The organism is Methylorubrum podarium (genome assembly GCF_040270385.1).
In the GTDB taxonomy this organism is placed as follows: Bacteria; Pseudomonadota; Alphaproteobacteria; order Rhizobiales; family Beijerinckiaceae; genus Methylobacterium; species Methylobacterium podarium.
In genome coordinates, this window is the sequence record NZ_JBELQE010000125.1 from 25,755 (window position 1) to 44,177 (window position 18,423).

General features: G+C 72.1%; 21 protein-coding genes. 9 read left to right on the forward strand and 12 right to left on the reverse strand.

Going from position 1 to position 18,423, the window contains the following annotated elements:
- Window positions 1-163 precede the first annotated feature (163 nt).
- Window positions 164-1,606, forward strand: coding sequence for a hypothetical protein (locus ABS772_RS23900; protein ID WP_350397184.1), 1,443 nt, complete (start codon window positions 164-166; stop codon window positions 1,604-1,606).
- Window positions 1,607-1,655: 49 nt separating this feature from the next.
- Here the strand turns inward: ABS772_RS23900 and ABS772_RS23905 are convergent, their stop codons facing one another.
- The 3 genes from ABS772_RS23905 to ABS772_RS23915 form a co-directional block, all read right to left on the reverse strand.
- Window positions 1,656-3,026, reverse strand: a complete 1,371-nt coding sequence (locus ABS772_RS23905; protein WP_350397185.1) for a glutamate--cysteine ligase — start codon at window positions 3,024-3,026, stop codon at window positions 1,656-1,658.
- Between the two features lie 185 nt (window positions 3,027-3,211).
- Complete coding sequence (locus ABS772_RS23910) at window positions 3,212-4,195, reverse strand: asparaginase (RefSeq protein WP_350397186.1); 984 nt, start codon at window positions 4,193-4,195, stop codon at window positions 3,212-3,214.
- A 29-nt stretch (window positions 4,196-4,224) separates the two neighbouring features.
- Window positions 4,225-4,977: a 16S rRNA (uracil(1498)-N(3))-methyltransferase gene (locus ABS772_RS23915; RefSeq protein ID WP_238254309.1), complete on the reverse strand. Its 753-nt coding sequence runs from the start codon at window positions 4,975-4,977 to the stop codon at window positions 4,225-4,227.
- Between the two features lie 488 nt (window positions 4,978-5,465).
- Between ABS772_RS23915 and ABS772_RS23920 the strand changes: the two genes are divergently transcribed.
- From ABS772_RS23920 to ABS772_RS23930, 3 genes are read left to right on the forward strand one after another with little or no spacing between them, the layout of a single operon-like run.
- Complete coding sequence (locus tag ABS772_RS23920) at window positions 5,466-5,897, forward strand: hypothetical protein (RefSeq protein ID WP_407943017.1); 432 nt, start codon at window positions 5,466-5,468, stop codon at window positions 5,895-5,897.
- Between the two features lie 22 nt (window positions 5,898-5,919).
- Complete coding sequence (gene ubiA, locus ABS772_RS23925) at window positions 5,920-6,870, forward strand: 4-hydroxybenzoate octaprenyltransferase (RefSeq protein WP_350397188.1); 951 nt, start codon at window positions 5,920-5,922, stop codon at window positions 6,868-6,870.
- Between the two features lie 43 nt (window positions 6,871-6,913).
- Complete coding sequence (locus ABS772_RS23930) at window positions 6,914-7,102, forward strand: ribosome modulation factor (RefSeq protein ID WP_238254313.1); 189 nt, start codon at window positions 6,914-6,916, stop codon at window positions 7,100-7,102.
- 172 nt (window positions 7,103-7,274) lie between these two features.
- Here ABS772_RS23930 and ABS772_RS23935 read toward each other — a convergent pair whose 3' ends face one another.
- The gene (locus tag ABS772_RS23935; RefSeq protein ID WP_350397189.1) at window positions 7,275-7,778 is read right to left on the reverse strand and encodes a DUF6101 family protein; all 504 of its coding nucleotides are present in this window, start codon (window positions 7,776-7,778) and stop codon (window positions 7,275-7,277) included.
- A gap of 133 nt (window positions 7,779-7,911) precedes the next feature.
- On the opposite strand from ABS772_RS23935, the gene ABS772_RS23940 reads away from it, so the two are divergent.
- Together ABS772_RS23940 and ABS772_RS23945 are read left to right on the forward strand one after the other, a co-directional pair.
- Window positions 7,912-8,100, forward strand: a complete 189-nt coding sequence (locus tag ABS772_RS23940) for a hypothetical protein (RefSeq protein ID WP_350397190.1) — start codon at window positions 7,912-7,914, stop codon at window positions 8,098-8,100.
- Window positions 8,101-8,134: 34 nt separating this feature from the next.
- Complete coding sequence (locus tag ABS772_RS23945; protein ID WP_350397191.1) at window positions 8,135-8,953, forward strand: inositol monophosphatase family protein; 819 nt, start codon at window positions 8,135-8,137, stop codon at window positions 8,951-8,953.
- 181 nt (window positions 8,954-9,134) lie between these two features.
- On the opposite strand, the gene ABS772_RS23950 is transcribed toward ABS772_RS23945, so the two are convergent.
- The 5 genes from ABS772_RS23950 to ABS772_RS23970 form a co-directional block, all read right to left on the reverse strand.
- Window positions 9,135-9,761, reverse strand: coding sequence for an ABC-type transport auxiliary lipoprotein family protein (locus ABS772_RS23950; protein ID WP_350397192.1), 627 nt, complete (start codon window positions 9,759-9,761; stop codon window positions 9,135-9,137).
- 120 nt (window positions 9,762-9,881) lie between these two features.
- On the reverse strand, window positions 9,882-10,964 hold the full coding sequence (locus ABS772_RS23955) for an MlaD family protein (protein WP_350397193.1): 1,083 nt from the start codon (window positions 10,962-10,964) through the stop codon (window positions 9,882-9,884).
- An 83-nt stretch (window positions 10,965-11,047) separates the two neighbouring features.
- On the reverse strand, window positions 11,048-11,887 hold the full coding sequence (locus ABS772_RS23960; RefSeq protein ID WP_350397194.1) for an ABC transporter ATP-binding protein: 840 nt from the start codon (window positions 11,885-11,887) through the stop codon (window positions 11,048-11,050).
- A 34-nt stretch (window positions 11,888-11,921) separates the two neighbouring features.
- Window positions 11,922-13,070, reverse strand: coding sequence for an ABC transporter permease (locus tag ABS772_RS23965; protein WP_238254321.1), 1,149 nt, complete (start codon window positions 13,068-13,070; stop codon window positions 11,922-11,924).
- A gap of 196 nt (window positions 13,071-13,266) precedes the next feature.
- Window positions 13,267-14,472, reverse strand: a complete 1,206-nt coding sequence (locus tag ABS772_RS23970) for an MFS transporter (RefSeq protein ID WP_350397195.1) — start codon at window positions 14,470-14,472, stop codon at window positions 13,267-13,269.
- Window positions 14,473-14,638: 166 nt separating this feature from the next.
- Between ABS772_RS23970 and ABS772_RS23975 the strand changes: the two genes are divergently transcribed.
- Window positions 14,639-15,931 carry a hypothetical protein gene (locus ABS772_RS23975; protein WP_350397196.1) on the forward strand — a complete coding sequence of 431 codons (1,293 nt, stop codon included), beginning with the start codon at window positions 14,639-14,641 and terminating at the stop codon, window positions 15,929-15,931.
- A gap of 100 nt (window positions 15,932-16,031) precedes the next feature.
- The gene (locus ABS772_RS23980; RefSeq protein WP_350397197.1) at window positions 16,032-16,472 is read left to right on the forward strand and encodes a DUF1489 family protein; all 441 of its coding nucleotides are present in this window, start codon (window positions 16,032-16,034) and stop codon (window positions 16,470-16,472) included.
- A 67-nt stretch (window positions 16,473-16,539) separates the two neighbouring features.
- Here the strand turns inward: ABS772_RS23980 and ABS772_RS23985 are convergent, their stop codons facing one another.
- Window positions 16,540-16,767 (reverse strand): AsnC family transcriptional regulator, encoded by a 228-nt coding sequence (locus tag ABS772_RS23985; protein ID WP_238254341.1) that lies wholly within the window; start codon window positions 16,765-16,767, stop codon window positions 16,540-16,542.
- Between the two features lie 192 nt (window positions 16,768-16,959).
- Window positions 16,960-17,169 (reverse strand): cold-shock protein, encoded by a 210-nt coding sequence (locus ABS772_RS23990; RefSeq protein ID WP_009866236.1) that lies wholly within the window; start codon window positions 17,167-17,169, stop codon window positions 16,960-16,962.
- A 346-nt stretch (window positions 17,170-17,515) separates the two neighbouring features.
- Between ABS772_RS23990 and ABS772_RS23995 the strand changes: the two genes are divergently transcribed.
- The gene (locus ABS772_RS23995) at window positions 17,516-17,905 is read left to right on the forward strand and encodes a hypothetical protein (protein WP_238254340.1); all 390 of its coding nucleotides are present in this window, start codon (window positions 17,516-17,518) and stop codon (window positions 17,903-17,905) included.
- A gap of 325 nt (window positions 17,906-18,230) precedes the next feature.
- Here ABS772_RS23995 and ABS772_RS24000 read toward each other — a convergent pair.
- The coding region (locus ABS772_RS24000; protein ID WP_350397198.1) for a hypothetical protein at window positions 18,231-18,423 on the reverse strand (193 nt) is incomplete at its 5' end.

Here is an 18,423-nt window from a genome sequence, read left to right on the forward strand (position 1 = left end):
TTGCGCGCACCGAAAATTCGCCCCGGCCGGGCTTTTCACGGGCCCGTCGGCGCTATGGCCGTCGCCGCTCTTCATCGGCGGGTAAGGCCGGCATGCTCTGATCGCGGCGTCCCACGGCGCGATCCCGATGCCTGCCTCATCCGCAACCGTGCCCGCGCCGATCGTGAGGGCCGCACCCGACCTGCGGGTCGCGCTCTGCGCCGCCGCCTGCCTGGGTCTCGCGCTGCAGTGGTGGGTGCGCGGCGGCTGGATCTTCCCCCTCGACGACGCCTACATCACGCTGCACAACGCCCGCGTCCTGATCGAGGGGCGCGACCCGAATTACGGCGTCCCCGCGCTGGTCGGCGCCAGCAGCCTGATCCACCTCGCTCTGGTGACGGCCTTCGCTCTCGTGCTGCCGGGCGGGGCCGCCGCCTACCTCGTCGCCGGCATCGGGCTGGTGCTGTTCCTCGCCGGGCTGCTGACGCTGGCGCGGAGGCTCGGCCTCCCCTGGCCGGAGGGCACCGCGCTGGCCCTCGTGGGGCTGGCCTCGGGCGCCGGACAGTTCCTCAACGGTCTGGAGACCGGCCTCGTCATGGCCGCCGTGACCTGGACGCTGGTGCTCGCCCTCGACCCTCCCTCGCGGCGGCTGGCGCTGGCCTGCGGGCTCCTGCCGTTCCTCCGGCCGGAACTCGGCCTGCTCGCGCTGGTCCTGATGGCGCGGCAGGCTCGGCTGCGGCTCGCCGCCGGGCCGAACCGCACGGCGGCCCTGCGCGCCGTCGCGGCGGATGCGGCGGTCGTGCTGGCGGCGGCCGCTCCGTGGCTGGCCTGGAGCCTCGCCGAGACCGGAGCCCTGCTGCCGCGGACGATGGCGGCCAAGCACGCCTTCTTCGGCTCGTCCTCCGACGGCCTGCCCGCGAGCGTCCTCTACGCCGCCGCGATGATCGTGGGCGGGATCGGGCCTGCCGCGGCCGCTCTGCTCTTCCTCGGCGGCGGCCCGGGATCGGCGCTCCGGTGGTTCGCGGGCCTGTTCATCCTCGGCTTCGCGCTGACCAACTGGGAGGTGCTCGCGCATAACGGGCACCGCTACACCTACGCGCTGCTGCCGGTCGCCCTGTTCGCCGCGATGCGCCTCGGCGCCGCGCACGGCCCGCGCCTCCTGCGCCTTCTGATCCTGGCCCAGGCCGCGGTCGCCCTTGCGTCCCCGAGCCCGATCGCCGCGCAGCAGGCGCGGGTGGTGCAGTACGAGGCCCTCGCGCGCTGGGCGCAGGCGAACCTGCCGCGGGCGCGCCTGCTGATCCACGATGCCGGGGTGATCGCCGCCGCGAGCGAGCTGCCGCTCACCGACCTCGTCGGCCTGAAATCGCCCGACAGCATCGCCGACCACCGCCGCTGGACCGCACCGAGCGGCGGCGCCGAGCGGTTCCGCGCCCTCGACGCGATCGCCCGACGCAGCGGGGCGACCCACGCGATCATCCTCGACGACGCGCCCGACCGCTTCTGGGCCTCCCTCGCCGACGATCTGCGCCGCGGCGGCTGGGGCGTCGATCCGGTGGAGACGGGCACCGCACCCGGTCCCTACATCCTCTACCGCCTGACGCCGCCCGCGAGCGCCGCGGCGGACTAGGCGCCCCGGACGATGCGCTGCCGCCCGCGCCCGACGGCCGGCGCCGAACTCAGAAGGTGCAGGTGGTGAAGGCCGGGTCCACCGACTTCTCCCAGGCGCCCTCGTAGTCGGCGAGCCGCTCCTCCGCTTGGCTGCGGCCGGCGGCGACGATCGCCTCCAGGGGCTGAAGATAGACCGCCTCGTCGCGCCCGTTCCCGTCGCGGCGCGCCCGCGCCTGCAGGCCGGTGCGGGCGATGGCGAGCGCCTCCGCCGCGACCGCGCCGAGGCAGCGCCCGCCGATGCTGGCATGGAGCCCGAGCCGCGGCACGGCGGCGCGCATCGATTCCCGCTCGCTGGCGGACCAGCCGCGCACGAGATCCCAGGCGGCGGAGAGCGCGGTCTCGTCGTAGAGGAGCCCGACCCAGAAGGCCGATTGCGCCGCGATCATCGCGGGGCCGCCGACATCGGCGCCGCGCATTTCGAGGAAGCGCTTGAGGCGCACTTCCGGGAAGACGGTGGAGGCGTGGTTGGCCCAGTCCGAGACGGTCGCCCGCTCGCCGGGCAGCTGCGCGAGGCGGCCCTCCATCAGATCGCGGAACGAGGCGCCGGCCACGTCGTGGTAGGTCTCGCCGCGCTTGACGAAGTACATCGGCACGTCGAGCAGCCAGTCGACGTAGGATTCGTAGCCGAAGCCCTCGTCGAAGGCGAAGGGGAGCATGCCGGTGCGGTCGGCGTCGGTGTCGCGCCAGATCTCGGAACGCCGCGACAGGAAGCCGTTGGGCCGCCCGTCGGTGAAGGGCGAGTTCGCGAACAGCGCCGTGGCGATCGGCTGGAGCGCGAGGCTGACGCGCATCTTGCGCACCATGTCGGCCTCGGAGGCGAAATCGACGTTCACCTGCACGGTGGCCGTGCGCAGCATCATGTCGAGGCCGAGCCGGCCCACCTTGGGCATGTAGTTGCGCATGATGCGGTAGCGGCTTTTCGGCATCTGCGGCGTCGCCTCGCGGGTCCATTTCGGACTCATGCCGAGGTCGAGGAAGCCGATGCCGAGGGGCTCGGCCGCGCGCTTCGTCGCGGCGAGGTGCTCGTCGAGCTCGGCCACCGTCGCGTGGACGTCGGGGAGCGGCGCGCCGGAGAGCTCGAACTGGCCGCCGGGCTCGATCGAGATCGCGCCGCCGCCCTCGTTGCCGGCGAGCCCGATGATGTTGCCGGCGTCGAGAATCGGTTCCCAGCCCGTCTCCCGGCCGAGATTCTCCAGGAGCGCCCGGATGCCGCGCTCGCCCTCGTACGGCACCGGGGTGCGGTCGGCCGCGTAGAACGGGATCTTCTCGTGCTCGGTGCCGATCGCGAAGCGTTCGCGCGGCTTCTCGCCCGCGGAAAACCACGCGATCAATTCGTCCCGCGTGGTCAGCGGGGTGGTGTCGGACGTGTCGCGCGCCATGCGCTGCCTCGAAGGTAACGTCGGTCGAAGGGTCGCGGCGCGCCGAAAATCCGCCACCGGACGGGGCCGGCTGCGGCCTCACCGGATGTCGTGTCCTTAGAGGACGCCGCAAGAGTGAACAACGCGCCCGCCGACCGCATGGCAGGCATGCCCCAAGCTTCTGTTCACGGTGCACGGGCCGGCGATCACGGATCCGCGAAGTACGGGGCGTGAGCCGCCCGATCGACCCCCGCTAGAAGGAGAAGCTGGAGCAGCAGCCGCGCCTTCACGCCCGACAGGATGCCGGCCGAGAGCACGCCGCGGGCGAGCAGATCGATCTCGCCGCCGGGATACCCATATGTGCGCGAGAACACAGGACCGGTCGCGGCGCGGGAGGCGAGCACCACCGGAATCCGCGCGACCAGGGCAGAGACGATCTCCGCCAGCGCCTCCGGGACGTGGCCCGCGCCCATTCCCTCGATCACGACGCCCGCGAAGCCGAGATCGGGCAGGGCGGCGAGCAGCCGCCCGTCGTCGCCGATGCCCATCTTCAGGAGCGCCACCGGGGCCGGCGCCTCCGCCAGTGGCACGGCGACGACGGGACCCCGGCGCGGGCGCAAGACGATCCGGGCCTCGCCCTCGATCACGAGCCCGACCGGGCCGGCGAGCGGCGAGCGGAAGGCCGAGGGCAGGGCGGTGTGGGCCTTCTGCACGAGGCGCGCGGCGTGGATCTCGTCGTTGAGGACGGCGAGCACGCCAAGCCCACGCGCCGCCGCGCTGCCGGCGACGATCGCCGCGGCGAGCAGGTTGCCCGGTCCGTCGGCCCCGGCGCTTTCCGGCCCGCGCATCGCGCCCGTCACGACGACGGGCTTGTCGCGGGCGATCAGGCTGTCGAGGACGAAGGCGGTCTCCTCGATCGTGTCGGTGCCCTGGATCACCACCGCCCCGTCGAGATCGCCCGCGAGGCGCTCGTCGAGCGTGCGGGCCACGCCGATCAGGTCGTCGAGGGTCAGCCCGGCGCTCGGCCGGCGCAGGGGCGAGAGCGTCTCGATCTGCGCCGCGGCGGCGAGCCCCGGCACCGAGGCCGCGAGGTCGGCGGCCGTCAGCGTCGGCACGATCCCGCCCTCGAGGCTCCGGGTCATGGTGATCGTCCCGCCCAGCGACAGGAGGAGGATGCGGGGGAGGGGCATTCTTCAAAACATCCTCGAATCGGGCCGGCTCACCGCGCGTCGCCCAGCACCGCCTGAACCAGCGCCAGCACCGCCACCGCCGCGGTATCCGCCCGCAGGATGCGCGGACCGAGCGAGAGGGCGACCGTGTTGGGGCGGGCGGCGATCAGGGCGCGCTCCTCCGCGTGGAATCCGCCCTCCGGGCCGACCAGAACCGCGAGCGGCGGCGGGCTCGCCGGATCGGCCGCGCCGCGCAGGGCCGCCACGGGATCGGTGACGGGGGCGTCCTCGTCGCAGAAGACGAGCAGGCGCTCGGCTTCGAGCGCGTCGAGGCAGGCGGGCAGGCGATCCGGCTCGCCGATCTCGGGCACCGAAAGAATCCCGCACTGCTCGGCCGCCTCGATCGCGTTGGCCTGCAGGCGGTCGCGCTTGATCCGCTCCCCTTGGGTGAAGCGGGTGAAGACCGGCTGGAGGCGCCCGGCACCCATCTCCACCGCCTTCTGTGCCATGTAGTCGAGTCGCCCCGTCTTCAGCGGCGCGAACAGGTAGTGCAGGTCGGCCGGCGCCGGCTGCGGCCGGGTCTGCGCCACCACGCGCAGGTCCGCGCTCTTGCGGCCCTGCGGCACGATCTCGGCGCGCCACTCGCCGTCGCGCCCGTTGAACAGCAGGACGGGCTCGCCCTCGGCGCGGCGCAGCACGGTGAGCAGGTAATTCGCCTGCGCCCGCTCCAGCGGCAGGACGCGCCCCTCTGCCAGATCCGCTTCGACGAAGAGACGCGGGGCGGTGAAGTCGTAAGCAGCCATGGTCTCTCGCAGCCGGGCCCGTCTCGTCGCGTGGCCGCCCCGGCCTGTCAATCGGCCGGCCGGCCCCCGATCACCGATGCAAAAAGGGCACGCGACCGATGTTTCGAAAGGTTTCCCACCTCCGCGGCCTCCGGGCGGCGGAACGCACCATTGGCGCCACAATCCCGTGCGCAGAAGACTCCCGCATCGAAACACTTCAAGCCCCTCTGCTGGATCCGCGGCGCGCGCCGCCGGGGAGCCGGGCCGGGCGGGCGCTGCGGGATCGGGGGCACACCCGTCGCGGCATGCGGGGAGAAGGACCGGGCCGAATGTCTGCCAGGATGATTGCACCGACGAAGACCGCCGCCGCTCTGCTCGGCCTTGTCCTGCTCAGCGGGCCGGTGCTGGCCCAGGGCATGGGCGGCATGGGCGGGATGCCGCTGCCGTCGATGGATACGCCGGCCGAGCCGGCGCCCTCGGCCGGCGCGCCGATGAGCATTCCCGCACCGATGGCTCCGGCCGCCCCGGCCCAGTCCGTGCCGCAGCAGGCGGGCACCGATTGCGGCGCGATCCAGAAGACGCTGATCGAGCGCAAGAACCTCGTGGCCAAGGCCAACGCCGCCTCGAATTCCAAGAAGAAGATGACGCCGCAGGAGGCCTGCGCGCTGTTCGGCCAGCTTCAGGCCAACGGCAACACCGGCATCAAGTGGATCACCGCCAACAAGGAATGGTGCTCGATCCCCGATTCGTTCTCGGAAGGCTTCAAGGCCGACCACAACAAGGTCGGGGCGATCCGCACCAAGGTCTGCGGCATCGCCGCCCAGGCCTCGAAGATGGAAGCCCAGGCCAAGGCCCAGGCGCAGAACGGCGGCGGCGGTGGCGGCCTGCTCGGCGGCCCCGGGCTCTCCGGCAGCTTCCGCATGCCGCAGGGTGCGCTCTAACCCGCCGGCCCCTTCTCCGGCGTTGCCCGCCCCGTCCGAGCCCGGTTCCGGCCGCGTCGCCGACGCGGTCGCCGGCCATTGGGCCGACCGGCTCGCGCCGGCGGCGGCGCGGCCCTATCTGCGGCTCGCCCGGATCGAGCGGCCGATCGGCTGGTGGCTGCTGCTGCTGCCGTGCTGGTGGTCGGCGGCCCTGGCCGCGGTCGCCGCCGGGAATCCGGGCCCCCATCCCGGCCATCTCGCGCTGTTCCTGGTCGGCGCGGTGGCGATGCGCGGGGCTGGCTCGACCTACAACGACATCGCCGACCGCCGGCTCGACGCGCAGGTCGAGCGCACCCGCTCGCGCCCGCTGCCCTCCGGGCAGGTGACGACGCGCCAGGCCGCCGCCTTCCTCGTGGCGCAGGCGCTGGTCGGCCTCGCGGTGCTGCTGCAGTTCAACACGACCGCGATCCTGGTCGGCATGCTCTCGCTGGCGCCGGTGGCGATCTACCCGTTCATGAAGCGGGTGATGCCGATGCCGCAGGCGGTGCTCGGCCTCGCCTTCTCCTGGGGCGCGCTGATGGGCTGGGTCGCCGTGTTCGGCCGCCTCGACCCGCCGGCCCTGTGGCTCTACGCGGGCACGGTCACCTGGGTCGTCGGCTACGACACGATCTACGCGGTGCAGGACATCGAGGACGACGAGATCGTCGGCATCCACTCCTCCGCCCGGCTGTTCGGGGCGCGGCTGCGCCTCGCCGTGGGGCTGTGCTACGCGCTCACCGTCGCGCTGTTCGTGCCGGCTCTGGCCGGCGCCGGGGCCGGGCTCCTGGGCTGGGTCGGGCTCGCGCTGTTCGCCGCCCATCTCGCCCGGCAGGTGGCGCTGCTCTCCGAGCGCGACGGCGCGCGCGCCCTGGCCCTGTTCCGCTCGAACCGCGACGCGGGCCTCATCCTGTTCGCGGCGCTCGCCGCCGACGCCCTGTGGCAGGGGCTGGGCTGATTCGGCCGTGGCGGGGACCTGTTCCCGCGCCATATCCCGGAGCATGACCCAGTCAGATCCGCACCGACAACCCGACGACGCCATCGCCGAGGGCGCCCGCGCCCGGTCCCAGGGCCGTCCGCGCGACGCCTGCCCCTATCCGCTGGATTCGCCCGAGCGCAGGGCCTGGCTCGAGGGCTACGACGGCTCTCCGGCCGACCGCGCGCCCGACCAGCCGCTCGACAACGGCTGACCCGCTTTCTGGCAGATCACTTCGGGTTTGGCCTTCCCTCCGTCATCGCGAGCGGCAGCGAAGCGATCCAGGGCGCGCCCTGTCCGGAAAGGTCGCGCTCTGGATCGCCACGGCTTCGCCTCGCGATGACGGAGGGAAACCGAAGGGATCCATCGGATGGTGTATGACCCGCTCAGCCCCGCGAGATGATCTCGCTCTCGCCCCGGTGGATGCAGGGCCGGGCCGGGAGGCGGGCGGTCTTGCGCCGCACGAGGAAGCGCGGGCGGCGTCCGCTGAGCGCGGCGTGGCGGCGGCGCTGGCGGCCCTTTCCGAGCACGACCGGGCCGAGCTGCTGCGAGACCGGGACGATGCCGCCGTCCTCGCGCAGGAGCATGCGGGCGAGGCCCCCCTTGCTCGAAATGTCGCGCCACACGGCGACGACGTCCTCCTCGGGGAACGGCCCGAGCCGCATCGTCACCTCGCCCTCGCCGTCGACGAGGAGCAGGGCGAAGCGGTCCTCGCCGCAGGCGTCAGCCGCCTCGTCGGCGAAGGCCAGCGCCACGCCGGCCGGGGCGGTGCCGCCGGACATCGCGCCGAGAACCGGCAGCGGCGTCGCCCGAACCTCGATCCGGGGCGCGACCGCTTCGTCCTCGCAGCCGGGCCGACAGTTCAGATTCGCGATCTCGAAAGTCATCATCGGTTCGATGCCCTATCCCGTGTCGCGGTCTCTGTCGGACGCGCTGATCTGACAAGCACAGTGCCGGTCGTCTCCCCCAAGGCGCCTTAAGAGTGAGCGTTAAGCGTTCGTGGATCGAGCCGAGATCTGCCGGATGCTCAACGGACCCTTGCCGGGATTGGTGCAAATCGCGGTAACCGTCCCCGCGCGCCGCGGCGGCGCGGCCGCCCGCCGCCGAAGCATCACCGCCCGCGGTGCATTGCTGCGTTTTGCGAAAACCATGACCACTTTTCCGGTCGATGCCCTAGAACGAAGGGGCGTCGGCGCCGTTCAAACGGCATGAGGCCGGCCTCGCACGAACGGCTCCGACCGGATCCATGACCCAGACGACATCCTCTTTCGCGGCGCTGCGGCCCGTGCTGCACGACGTGATGCGGGAGGCCGCCGCGCTCGCGCTGCCCTCCTTCCGGACGGGGGCGCATACGAGCGCGCGGGTCTGGTCGAAGGCCGGCGGCTCGCCGGTGACCGAGGCGGACGTCGCCGTGGACGCCTTCCTCAAGGTGCGCCTGTCGCAGATCGAGCCGCGGGCGGCCTGGCTCTCGGAGGAGACCAGCGACGATCCGGTGCGGCTCGGCCACGACCTCGTCTGGATCGTCGACCCGATCGACGGCACCCGCGCCTTCCTCTCCGGGCATCCGGACTGGTCGATTGCGGTGGCCCTGCTGTCGCGGGGCGAGCCGGTGGTCGGCGGCGTCTTCGCGCCCGCGACGGAGGAGTTCTACGAGGCCGTGGCCGGCGAGGGGGCGACCCTCAACGGGGCGCCCATCCGCGTCGCGCCGCAGGAGAGGCTGGACGGCGCGCGCGTCACCGGCCCGAAGCCGTTTCAGGACCGCCTGCTCGACGGCGCGGCGCGGCTCGGGCCCCGGCCCACGGTGACGGTGATCGAGCGGGTGCCCTCGCTGGCCCTGCGGCTCGCGCGGGTGGCCGAGGGCCGGATCGATCTCGGCCTCGTCTCTCGCGACGCGCGGGACTGGGATCTCGCCGCCGCCGACCTCATCGTCCGCGAGGCGGGCGGGGCCGTCTGCGACCTGCAAGGCCGGCCGGCGGTCTACAACTGCCCGGAGCCGCGCCACGGCGAGCTGATCGCGGTGCCGCTCTCCCTGCGCGGGGCGGCGCTGGCGGCGCTGGACGCCTGATCGTCCCGGATTTTGCTCGACGCCGTCATCGCGAGCGGCAGCGAAGCGATCCAGGGCACTGCCATCTCCGGAGAGGTCACGTTCCGGATCGCGTCGGCTTCGCCTCGCGATGACGGATGCCGCACCGGTGCCTTCGATCCCGCGCGGCGCAGCCATCCCTGCTCTGGGACGGCCGCGGATTCTACCGCGCGGTGTTCACCCAGCGCACGAGGTCGGCGAGGACTTGGCCCAAGGCCGCGTCGAGTCCGGCGGCGGCGCTCTGCGGATCGACCTTCTGCACCGGGACGCGCGCGGTGAAGACGCGGGCGTTGACGACGCGTCCGCTGCCCTCGGCGATCAGCTTGGCCGAGAGGTCCACGACCGCCTCGCCGGTGCCGGAATTGATGTCGAACTCGCGGATCTCGCTGACGAGCTGGTAGTCGGACGGCACCTTGTCGCCGGGCCGCGAGACCGAGCGCAGCCGGCCGGTATTCTCCAGGCTCTGGATCACCCGCGTCTGGATCAGGCGCGGCAGGCGGTCTGCCCACTGGCCGCCGCCGAGGAAGGAGAGGGAGCCGCCGGGCTCGCGCACGATGATGCGGTCGGCCTCCATCGGCTGAAGGCCGACGGGCTCGGACACGACGATCGAGCGCGCCGCGCTCCCGGCCCGGGCCTGACCCGGCAGGGCGGCGAGATCGAAGGTGAGCGGCGTGCCCCCGCCGCCGCAGCCGCCGAGGAGCGCGAGCGGCGCGAGAAGGGCGCCTGCGCGCAGGAAGCGGCCGGGGTGGAGGCGACCGGGCAGGGCAGGCGAGAGAGGAAGACGCGTCATACGCTCGGGCACCGTCCATTCGCTGTCGGGGAGGCTGACCTCCCCTCTAGCATGCGGGAGCATACGCCAACGCCCAAGCTGCGCGGTGCGTGCCGACACATTCCTTGGAAACGGGGCCGCTCAGCGGCCACCGTTGTATTCCGGCAACGACGGCTTGCCGCCGAAGATCACCTGCGACGGGTCGCGCTCCAGGCTCCGGGCGGCCCGGCTGAGGGTGTTGAGGGTGCGCTGGCCGTCGGTCGACAGCGCCTCGACCTCGCGCCGGCTCGTGCCCGAGAGGCGGTTGAAGCTCGTCGAGATGTTGGCGGTGCGCTTGTCGAGGTTCTCCGAGAGCGCGCGGAACGCCTTGCCGGCCTCGCGCACGGAGATCGCCGCCTCGCGGATCTCGGCGAAGGTGCCCGCGCCCTGCTGGCCCGAGGCCGAGCCGAGAAAGCCCTCGGCACCCTTCAGGACGCCGTCGATCCGGTCGGCGGAGGCGCTGAGCTTGCCCGCGAGCGCGCGGGCGTCGTGAAGCCCGGCCTCGATGTCGGGGCTCGCGTTGGCGAGCGCGGTCGAGAAGGTCTCGGCGTTCTCGATCACCCGGTTGAGGCGCTGGCCGTCCACCGCCTTGACGAGACCTGCGATCGAGGGGCCGGCCTCGGCCAGCGTCTTCGAGAAGGACTCGACGTTGGCGAGCGTGCGGTTGATCGCACCCTCGTTGCCGGCCACGACCTTGTCGAGGCGCTGGAGCACGTCGTCGGCGCGCTGGGCGATCTGCTTGGCCGCCGCCATCATGTCCTGGATGTCGCTCGAATCGGCGAAGATCGTCGGCATCTTGTCGCCGGAGCCCGGCGTGAGGGCCGGTGCGTCGGCGCTGCCGCCCGAGAGCGCGATCTGCGAGACGCCGGTCAGCATCGCGGAATCGAGCCGCGCGCGGGTGTCGGCGCGCAGGGGCGTCGAGGGATCGACCTGCACCACGGCGACGACCCGGCGGGGATCCTGCGGCAGCAGGCGCACTTCGAGCGCCTCGCCGACCTTGATGCCGTTGAACGACACGGTCGAGCCCTTGGCGAGCCCCCCGACCGAGCCGGAGAACACGATGCGGATCGCCTGGGTCGCCTGTCCCCGGGAGCCGCCCTGGAGCCAGAACACGAAGCCGAAGGCGGCCAGGACGACGCCGATGGTGAAGGCGCCGATCAGCACATAGTTTGCGCGAGTCTCCATCGGCTCAGCTCTAATCCCGATCCGAGGGGGCGAAGCGGTGCGCAACCGCACCGTGGGCGATCATCCGGCCCTCACGGCGACGCTCACGCATGGGCGAAGCCCGGCTGCGCGGCGGCGGGGGCCGGGGTGGCGAGGGCGCGGGCGCGCTTACCGTGGAAGTAGGAGCGCAGCCAGGGATGGTCGCTCGCCAGCATCTCCTCGATCGTGCCCTGCGCGATGATCCGGCCATCGCCGAGCGCCGCGATGCGGTCGCAGGCGGTGTAGAGGCTGTCGAGATCGTGCGTCACCATGAAGACGGTGAGGCCGAGCGTCTTCTTCAGGGTCGAGACGAGGTCGTCGAACTCGCCCGCGCCGATCGGGTCGAGGCCGGATGTCGGCTCGTCGAGGAACAGGATCTCCGGGTCGAGCGCCAGCGAGCGGGCGAGCGCCGCGCGCTTGATCATGCCGCCGGAGAGTTCCGAGGGGTACTTGTCGGCCGCATCCGGCTTGAGGCCGACCATCTCGATCTTCAGGCGGGCGAACTCGTCGAGCAGGCGCTCGGACAGCTTGAGATGCTCGCGCATCGGCATCTGGATGTTCTGCTTGACGGTCAGGCCCGAGAACAGCGCGCCCTGCTGGAACAGCACGCCCCAGCGCTGCTCGAGCTGGCGCCGCCGGGCGACGGTGAGGCCGTCCACGTCCTCGCCGAAGATCTCGATCGTGCCGGAGCGCTTGGGCACCAGCCCGAGGATGGTCCGCGTCAGCACCGACTTGCCCTGCCCGGAGGGGCCGACGAATCCCAGGATCTCGCCGCGGCGGATGTCGAGGTCGAGCCCCTTCATCACCGTGCGATGGCCGAAGCCGACCACGAGGTCGCGCACGCGAATGATCGCGTCGCCTGGGGCAGCGTCTTGCCCCGCCGGGGACAGGTGAGGGGTGGCCAAGGGATCGATCCGGATGTCGTCTGTCCGCATGATGCTAGAAATCGATCGCTGCGAAGAAGACCGCGAACAGGCCGTCCAGCACGATCACCATGAAAATTGACTTGACGACTGAGGCGGTGACGTGGCGCCCGAGCGACTCCGCCGAGCCCTCCACCGCGAAACCCTCGATCGTCGCGATGATTCCGATCGTCAGCGCCATGAACGGTGCCTTGATCAGCCCGACCGCGAAATGGTGGAACGACACCGCCGCCTGGAGCCGCGCCAGGAAGGCATCGACGGTCATGCCGCCGTAGAGCGCGGCGGTGAGGCCGCCGCCCGCGAGCGCGGCGAGCGAGCCGAGAAAGGCCAGGATCGGCAGGCCGATCACCAGGGCGAGGATGCGCGGCAGGATCAGGATCTCGATCGGGTCGAGCCCCATGACGCGAAGCGCGTCGACCTCCTCGCGCATCCGCATCGAGCCGATCTCGGCGGTGAAGGCCGAGCCGGAGCGGCCCGCCACCATGATCGAGGTGAGGAGCACCCCGAGTTCGCGCAGGATCAGGAGGCCGATCAGGTTCACGACGAAGCTCTGCGCGCCGAAGCGCTGGAGCTGGAAGATGCCCTGCTGCGCGACGATGCCGCCGACGAGGAACGAGATCAGCACGATGATCGGCACGCCGCGCAGCGCCACCTGTTCGAGCTGGTTGACGAGGGCCGCCATGCGGAAGGTCTGCGGCCGGCGCGCGACGCGGCCGCCGGCGGCCACGACCTCGCCGAGGAAGGCGATGCCGGCCAGGATCTCGTTGCCGCCGCGGGCGACGCGCTGGCCGGTGGCGTCGAGGAAGCGCAGGCCGACGTTTCGGGTGTCGCGCGGGGCCGGCTCGGGCTCGCGCAGGCCCATCTCGCCGAGCAGGATGCGGTGCTCGGGCCGCGCCCCGGCATAGGCGAGACGGCCGCCCGCCGCCTCGATCTCGGCGCGGGTCCGCTCCAGCACCCAGGCGCCGAGGGTGTCGAGCCGGGCCAGCCCGCTCAGGTCCACCAGGACGGGGTGGCTGCGGCCCTGCGCGGCGATGCGCGCCGAGGCGCTCTCCACCGCCGGCCCCTGGTCCGCGGTCCAGCGGCCGTGCAGGATCACGCGGCCGCTGCCCGCATCGAGGTCCGCGCCCGCGGCCTCCGAGATGCCTGAGCCGTCTGCGATCCGCACGCGCCGCTCCCGCTTCCGCTCCAGCGATCTTGAAACGAATGTCTTACCAAGATGCGTCGAATCCGAGGCTTCGGGCTCGACGCTCCGGCGGCCCGACGCCGCCCCTCGGGGCGCTGCCAAGAGCGACCACCTTTTGCTCCGCCGATGGGATGATCCCTTCGGGATCCCGGTCTCGGGATCGTAGCGGAAGCGTCGCCTATACCTGATGGGGTGAGCCGCTGCCAAATCGCCGGGGTTCGTGGAGGCGCCGCGCCCAGGCGACGAGGCCGAGGCCGGCGAGCGCCAGCGGCGCCATCATCAGGAAGGTCGCGGGGCCGCCGAGCGAGCGGTAGACCGCGCCGCAGGCCAATGTCGCCAGCGCCGACACCAGGGCGGTCGAGGCGCCGACCGTCCCCTGCGCCCGGCCGCGGGCGCCCTCCGGCGCGAAGCCGGACACCGCCGCCATGACGCCGAGATGGGTCGCGCCGAAGGTGAGGCCGTGCAGCATCTGCAGCGGCAGGAGCAGGGCGAGGTCGCCGTCGGCGAGGCCGAGGCCCAGGGCCCGGAGCAGGGCGGCGCCCGCGCCGAGGCCGAGCAGGCGGAACGGGCTGCGCCAGCGGGCGGGAAAGCGGCCGACGACGGCGAACAGCGCGATCTCCGCCGCGACGCCGGTCGCCCAGAGCGCACCGATCCAGGGCGCCGGGACGCCGTGGCGGGCCCAATCGAGGCTGCCGAAGGCGTAGATCGCCGCGTGGCTTGCCTGGATCAGCGCCGCCGCGGCGATGGAGAGCCGCAGCACCGGTGGCAGGGGCGGGGAGACCCCCCGGGCCGGCGACGGCTCGACGGCCGGACCCGCCTCCCGGCCGGAGGCGGCGACGGCGGTCGCGGCGAGCGCGAGCCCGGTGAGCAACAGCGGCACCGCGACCCGGTCGCCCAGCACGCCGAGCAGCGCGCCGCCGGCGAGGTTCGCGGCGAGGAAGGCGACCGAGCCGCAGAGCCGGATGCGGGCGTAGTCGATCCGCTTCGAGCGGCGGGCGGCGGCGAGCGTCAGGAAGTCGATGCTCGGCACCAGCGGGGCCTGCGCTACCGCGTTCGCGACGATCAGAAGGCCGAGCAGGGCGGCTGCGACGGCGGCCGCCGCCGGCATCAGGGCGTAGGTGAGCGCCAGGGTGAGGCTGCCGGCGACGAGCAGGGTGCGCGGGCGCACGCCGCGATCGATCAGGCCCATCAGGGGCCGCGTGGCGATGACCTTCGTCGCGATCGGCAGCGCGAGCAGCAGCCCGATCAGCCCGGCATCGAGCCCGAGCGCGCCGAGCCATACCGGCATGAACGGCATGGCGATGCCGATCTCCACGAAGACCACGGCGTAGAGGAGGCCGAGCCGGACGGGATCGGGCTCGGCGGTCGGGGCTGTGCGTGTCACGGGATCGCGGCGAGGCGGGCCGCCCCTCTCATCGGCAGAAAACGTCGCGCGGCGGGGCGAAGCGCTGAAAAGCGTAAGTCGCCGTTAAAGCGCGGCTGTCAATCTCACATCGACCGTCAATCGTCGCGGCACGCCTCGCGGGGGTGCCGAGTCCGCGCGGGGTGTGATGTCGAGTTCCCGTTCCCTGACGCCGCTGGACGCGTCGCAATACGATGCCATCGAGGACGCCGTCCGGGAAACCGAGCGGGGCCGGTGGTTTCTGACCGAATACGCTCGCCGCAACCGCAACGCCGACACCGAGGTGCTGCTGGACGCGATCCGGCGCATCGAGAACGTCGTCACGACGGACCGGCCGGACGATGTCGGGCGCTTCCGCGGCGACCTGATGGAGATGGCCGACGCCATCGCCCGCACCCGCGCCGAGGTGGCCGCGCTCTCCGCGCCCGAACAGGGCGAGAGCCGTCTCACCGTGGCGTCCGAAGCCCTCGACGCGATCGTCCGCGCCACCGAGCGGGCGACCTCCGACATCCTCAGCGCCGCCGAGGAAGTGCAGGAAGCCGCTTGGACCCTGCGCGAGACCGGGGCCGATTCCGCGCTGTGCGACGCCCTCGACCGGCACGCCACGCAGATCTACACCGCCTGCTCGTTCCAGGATCTGACCGCGCAGCGCACGAGCCGCGTGGTGCACACCCTGCGCTACCTCGAGAACCGCATCGCCTCGATGATCGGAATCTGGGGCAATCCCGACGACGCGGTGCCGTCCCTCGATCCGGACGCGCACGCGGCCGCCGCCCCCGCCGCCCTCGATCAGAACGACGTCGACCGCTTCCTCGACATGGAAGGCCCGGTGCCCGCGCCAGCCAGGTCCGTCCTGCCGCCGCTGCCGGCGGTCGCGCTTGACGACGATCTCGCCTTCCTGCCGGAAAGCCCCGTGCAGGACGAGCCCGCGCACGAGGAGGCTTCCGCCGAGCCGGCCTCTCCGGCCATGCGCCTCGCCGACGCGATCTCGGCCGACCTCGCCGCCTTGAACACGCTGACCGTCGATGACGGGGACGCCGTCGCGGCGGACGAGCCGGGTCCGGAGGCCGAACCGGTGCTCTTCGCCCCGGAGCCGGCCGAGTCGGCGATCGAAGCGGACGAGGCGGAGATCGTCTTCGAGGTCGTGCCGGAGGTCGAAGACATCGACGACGCCGAGACGGCCGGCGCGATCGAGCCGGAGCAAGCGGAGATCGCGTTCGAGCTCGTGGCGGACGTCGGGGAGGTCGAGGACGCTGAGATCGCCGAGGCGATCGAGCCGACGGCCGAATTCGCCGTTCCGGCGGAGACCGAAGCGGTCATGCCGGCGGCCGGGCCCCTGGTCGTCGCTATCGTGGAGCCGGCGGACGCGGACGATCTCGCCGCCGCCTTTCCCGATCTCGATACGCTGAGCATCGAGGAGAAGATCGCGCTGTTCGCCTGACGGCGCGGCGGTCGGGACCGATGCGGCGCGTCATGCCGCATCGGCCCATTCCAAAACCGGCGGCCACTTTCCGGGCCGATGCCTTATACGGGCCCGCGTCATGGCCCTGCATCTTCTGAAACTGTGCGTCGGCCCCTCCTCGATCGAGGAGTTGGAGGCGCGGATCGCTCACAATCGGGCGGAAGCCCTGCGCCTCGGCCAGGAGCCGGTGACGGCGCACGTCACCCGCATGTTCCCCAAGCGGGCGCGGGCGATCGCCGAAGGCGGCTCGATCTACTGGGTGATGAAGGGGACGCTGACCTGTCGTCAGCCGATTCGCGCCATCGAGCCGGTCACGGGAAGCGACGGGATCGATCGATGCCGCCTCGTCCTCGATCCGGCGGTGACGCCGGTCTCGCCGCGCCCCTGCCGTCCGTTCCAGGGCTGGCGCTACCTGGAGGCTCGCGACGCGCCGTCGGATCTCGACCGGGCCAGTGCCGGCGAGGTCGCCGAGATGCCCGAGAGCCTGCGACGCGAACTGGTCGCGCTGGGATTGATCTGAGGCCGCCCGATGCGCTCGGCATGGCGGCCGGGATGGCCCCGCTCCGGAGGGTGCGAGGCCGAGTCGGTCAGGCCGCTTCCTTCAGTCGCACGGCGGCCGGGGTGATCCCGAAGCGGTCGGCGAGGTGCCAGCGCAGTTCGCGCGGCGAGTGATACTCGTAGGAAGGGTCGATGAGGTGGCTGAGGTCGGCCTGCGCGTTGCGCGCCTGCGTGTCGACCAGGCTGCCCACCCGGAAGGTCGCCGCGTTGGTCACGGGCGAGATAGCGCTCACGTGGCGCCGGAATTCGAACATCATGGCTTTTCTTCTTTCTCGCCGGATCCCGCGCCACTTGTCGGCGTGGCCGGCGTCGTTTCTGGTTGTTTTGGGTGTCGGCGGCGCCCGCCGTGAGGCAACCCTGGAAACGCGTTCCAGGGGCCTGCGGCCGGTGGGTGCCGCTTCGTTGTTCAGATGCGCGGTCGGGCCGGCTTAACACCGGCCCCGAGGCAATCAGACCGCCTGGAGGTTGCCGGCCGCGTCCTTGCCGCTGCGCTTGTCGGTCAGAACCTCGTAGGAAACCTTCTGGCCCTCGACGAGGTTGCGCAGGCCGGCGCGCTCGACGGCGGAGATGTGGACGAACACGTCCTTGCCGCCGTTATCCGGCTGGATGAAGCCGTAGCCCTTGGTCTCGTTGAACCACTTAACAGTCCCAGTATCCACGAATAGTTCCTTCGTTCTTCACACGCCGCGCGCAAGCATCTGCTCGAAGCGAGCACGTGGCAGCGTCCGCCGATTTTGCGGGATGACGGGCCGTATGCGGATGGATCGAAGCCTTTCGCTTCGCCGCGCCCGTCGAAACACTATGTAGGCCGCCGATGCGGCCTTAACAAGGCGGAATGGGAGGCGGTCGTCGCGGAGCCTCGCGCGGGGGCCCTGAGCGGGGCCCAAAGGACCGCTTCCGCCACCCTGTGACCCACCCTGTGACAAAGCCCGGAGCCGGTGCATATATGACCGTCAATCCAGGCGGTTACGAGGCCGCCCTCAAGGCAGTTCAGTCAGGCGGTTCATGGCGGGCATCTCGGTTTCCCTCGAAGGCGCGAACATCCAGCTCTCGTTCCAGAAGGACGACCAATCGACGGCGGTGGTGATGGATGCCCGTGCCGCCCGCGCCCTCGTGCGCGCCGTCGGCCAACTCCTTACCGCCATCGACGACGACGGCGAGGTGGATCTGCCCGACGAGAACAGCGACGAGGAAGTCGCCATGCTCGACGTGACCTCGTCCGCCATCGAGGTCGGGACCGACGAGCAGGGGCAGGCCGTGGTCGCCCTGCAGGCCGGCGCGCTGCCGCCGTTCCAGCTCCGCCTGACCGACGAGGAGGCCCGCCACGTGGCCTCCAGCCTCAGCGAGATCCTGGCCGCGCCGCGGGACGTGCGCACCTCCCACGGCGGTCATTGAGGGCTTCCGACGCCGCGGTCTGCCCGATCGGATCGGGCGTGTGATCCACGTCTCGGAAGGCGAGGGTGATTGCGCGGCCGAGCCGTGCGCGCGACGTCCGCACGCTGCGACGCTCGATCCGCGCGGGGGCGATCACAATTCGTGGAGAGCGGTACGAAGCCGTCGATCGCTGCTTCGGGCGTCGGGCGGTTGTTGAGGCGGCGTCGTCTTGGCGCCGGCACGGGGGTTCTTCGTGAGCCGAAACGCCTTCGACGGCAGTGATCGGCGGACGATGCAACGGTGAGCGGCTGCGCCTCGACGAGCGCGGCGCAGCCTGGGCATCGGTTCAGAGCCGGATTCCGGGATCCGTCGGTCCGCCGGGCAGGTAATCCGGTTCGGAGCCCGGTCCGCGGGGCTCGTCGATGCTCGGATCATCGACCGGATAGGGCGTGCGCGGGCCGGTCGGGCCGATATCGGGCTGGTCGTCGGGCTGCGGCGGCGGCGGGAGATCGCCGGGGATCTGTCCGCCGGGGGTGGTT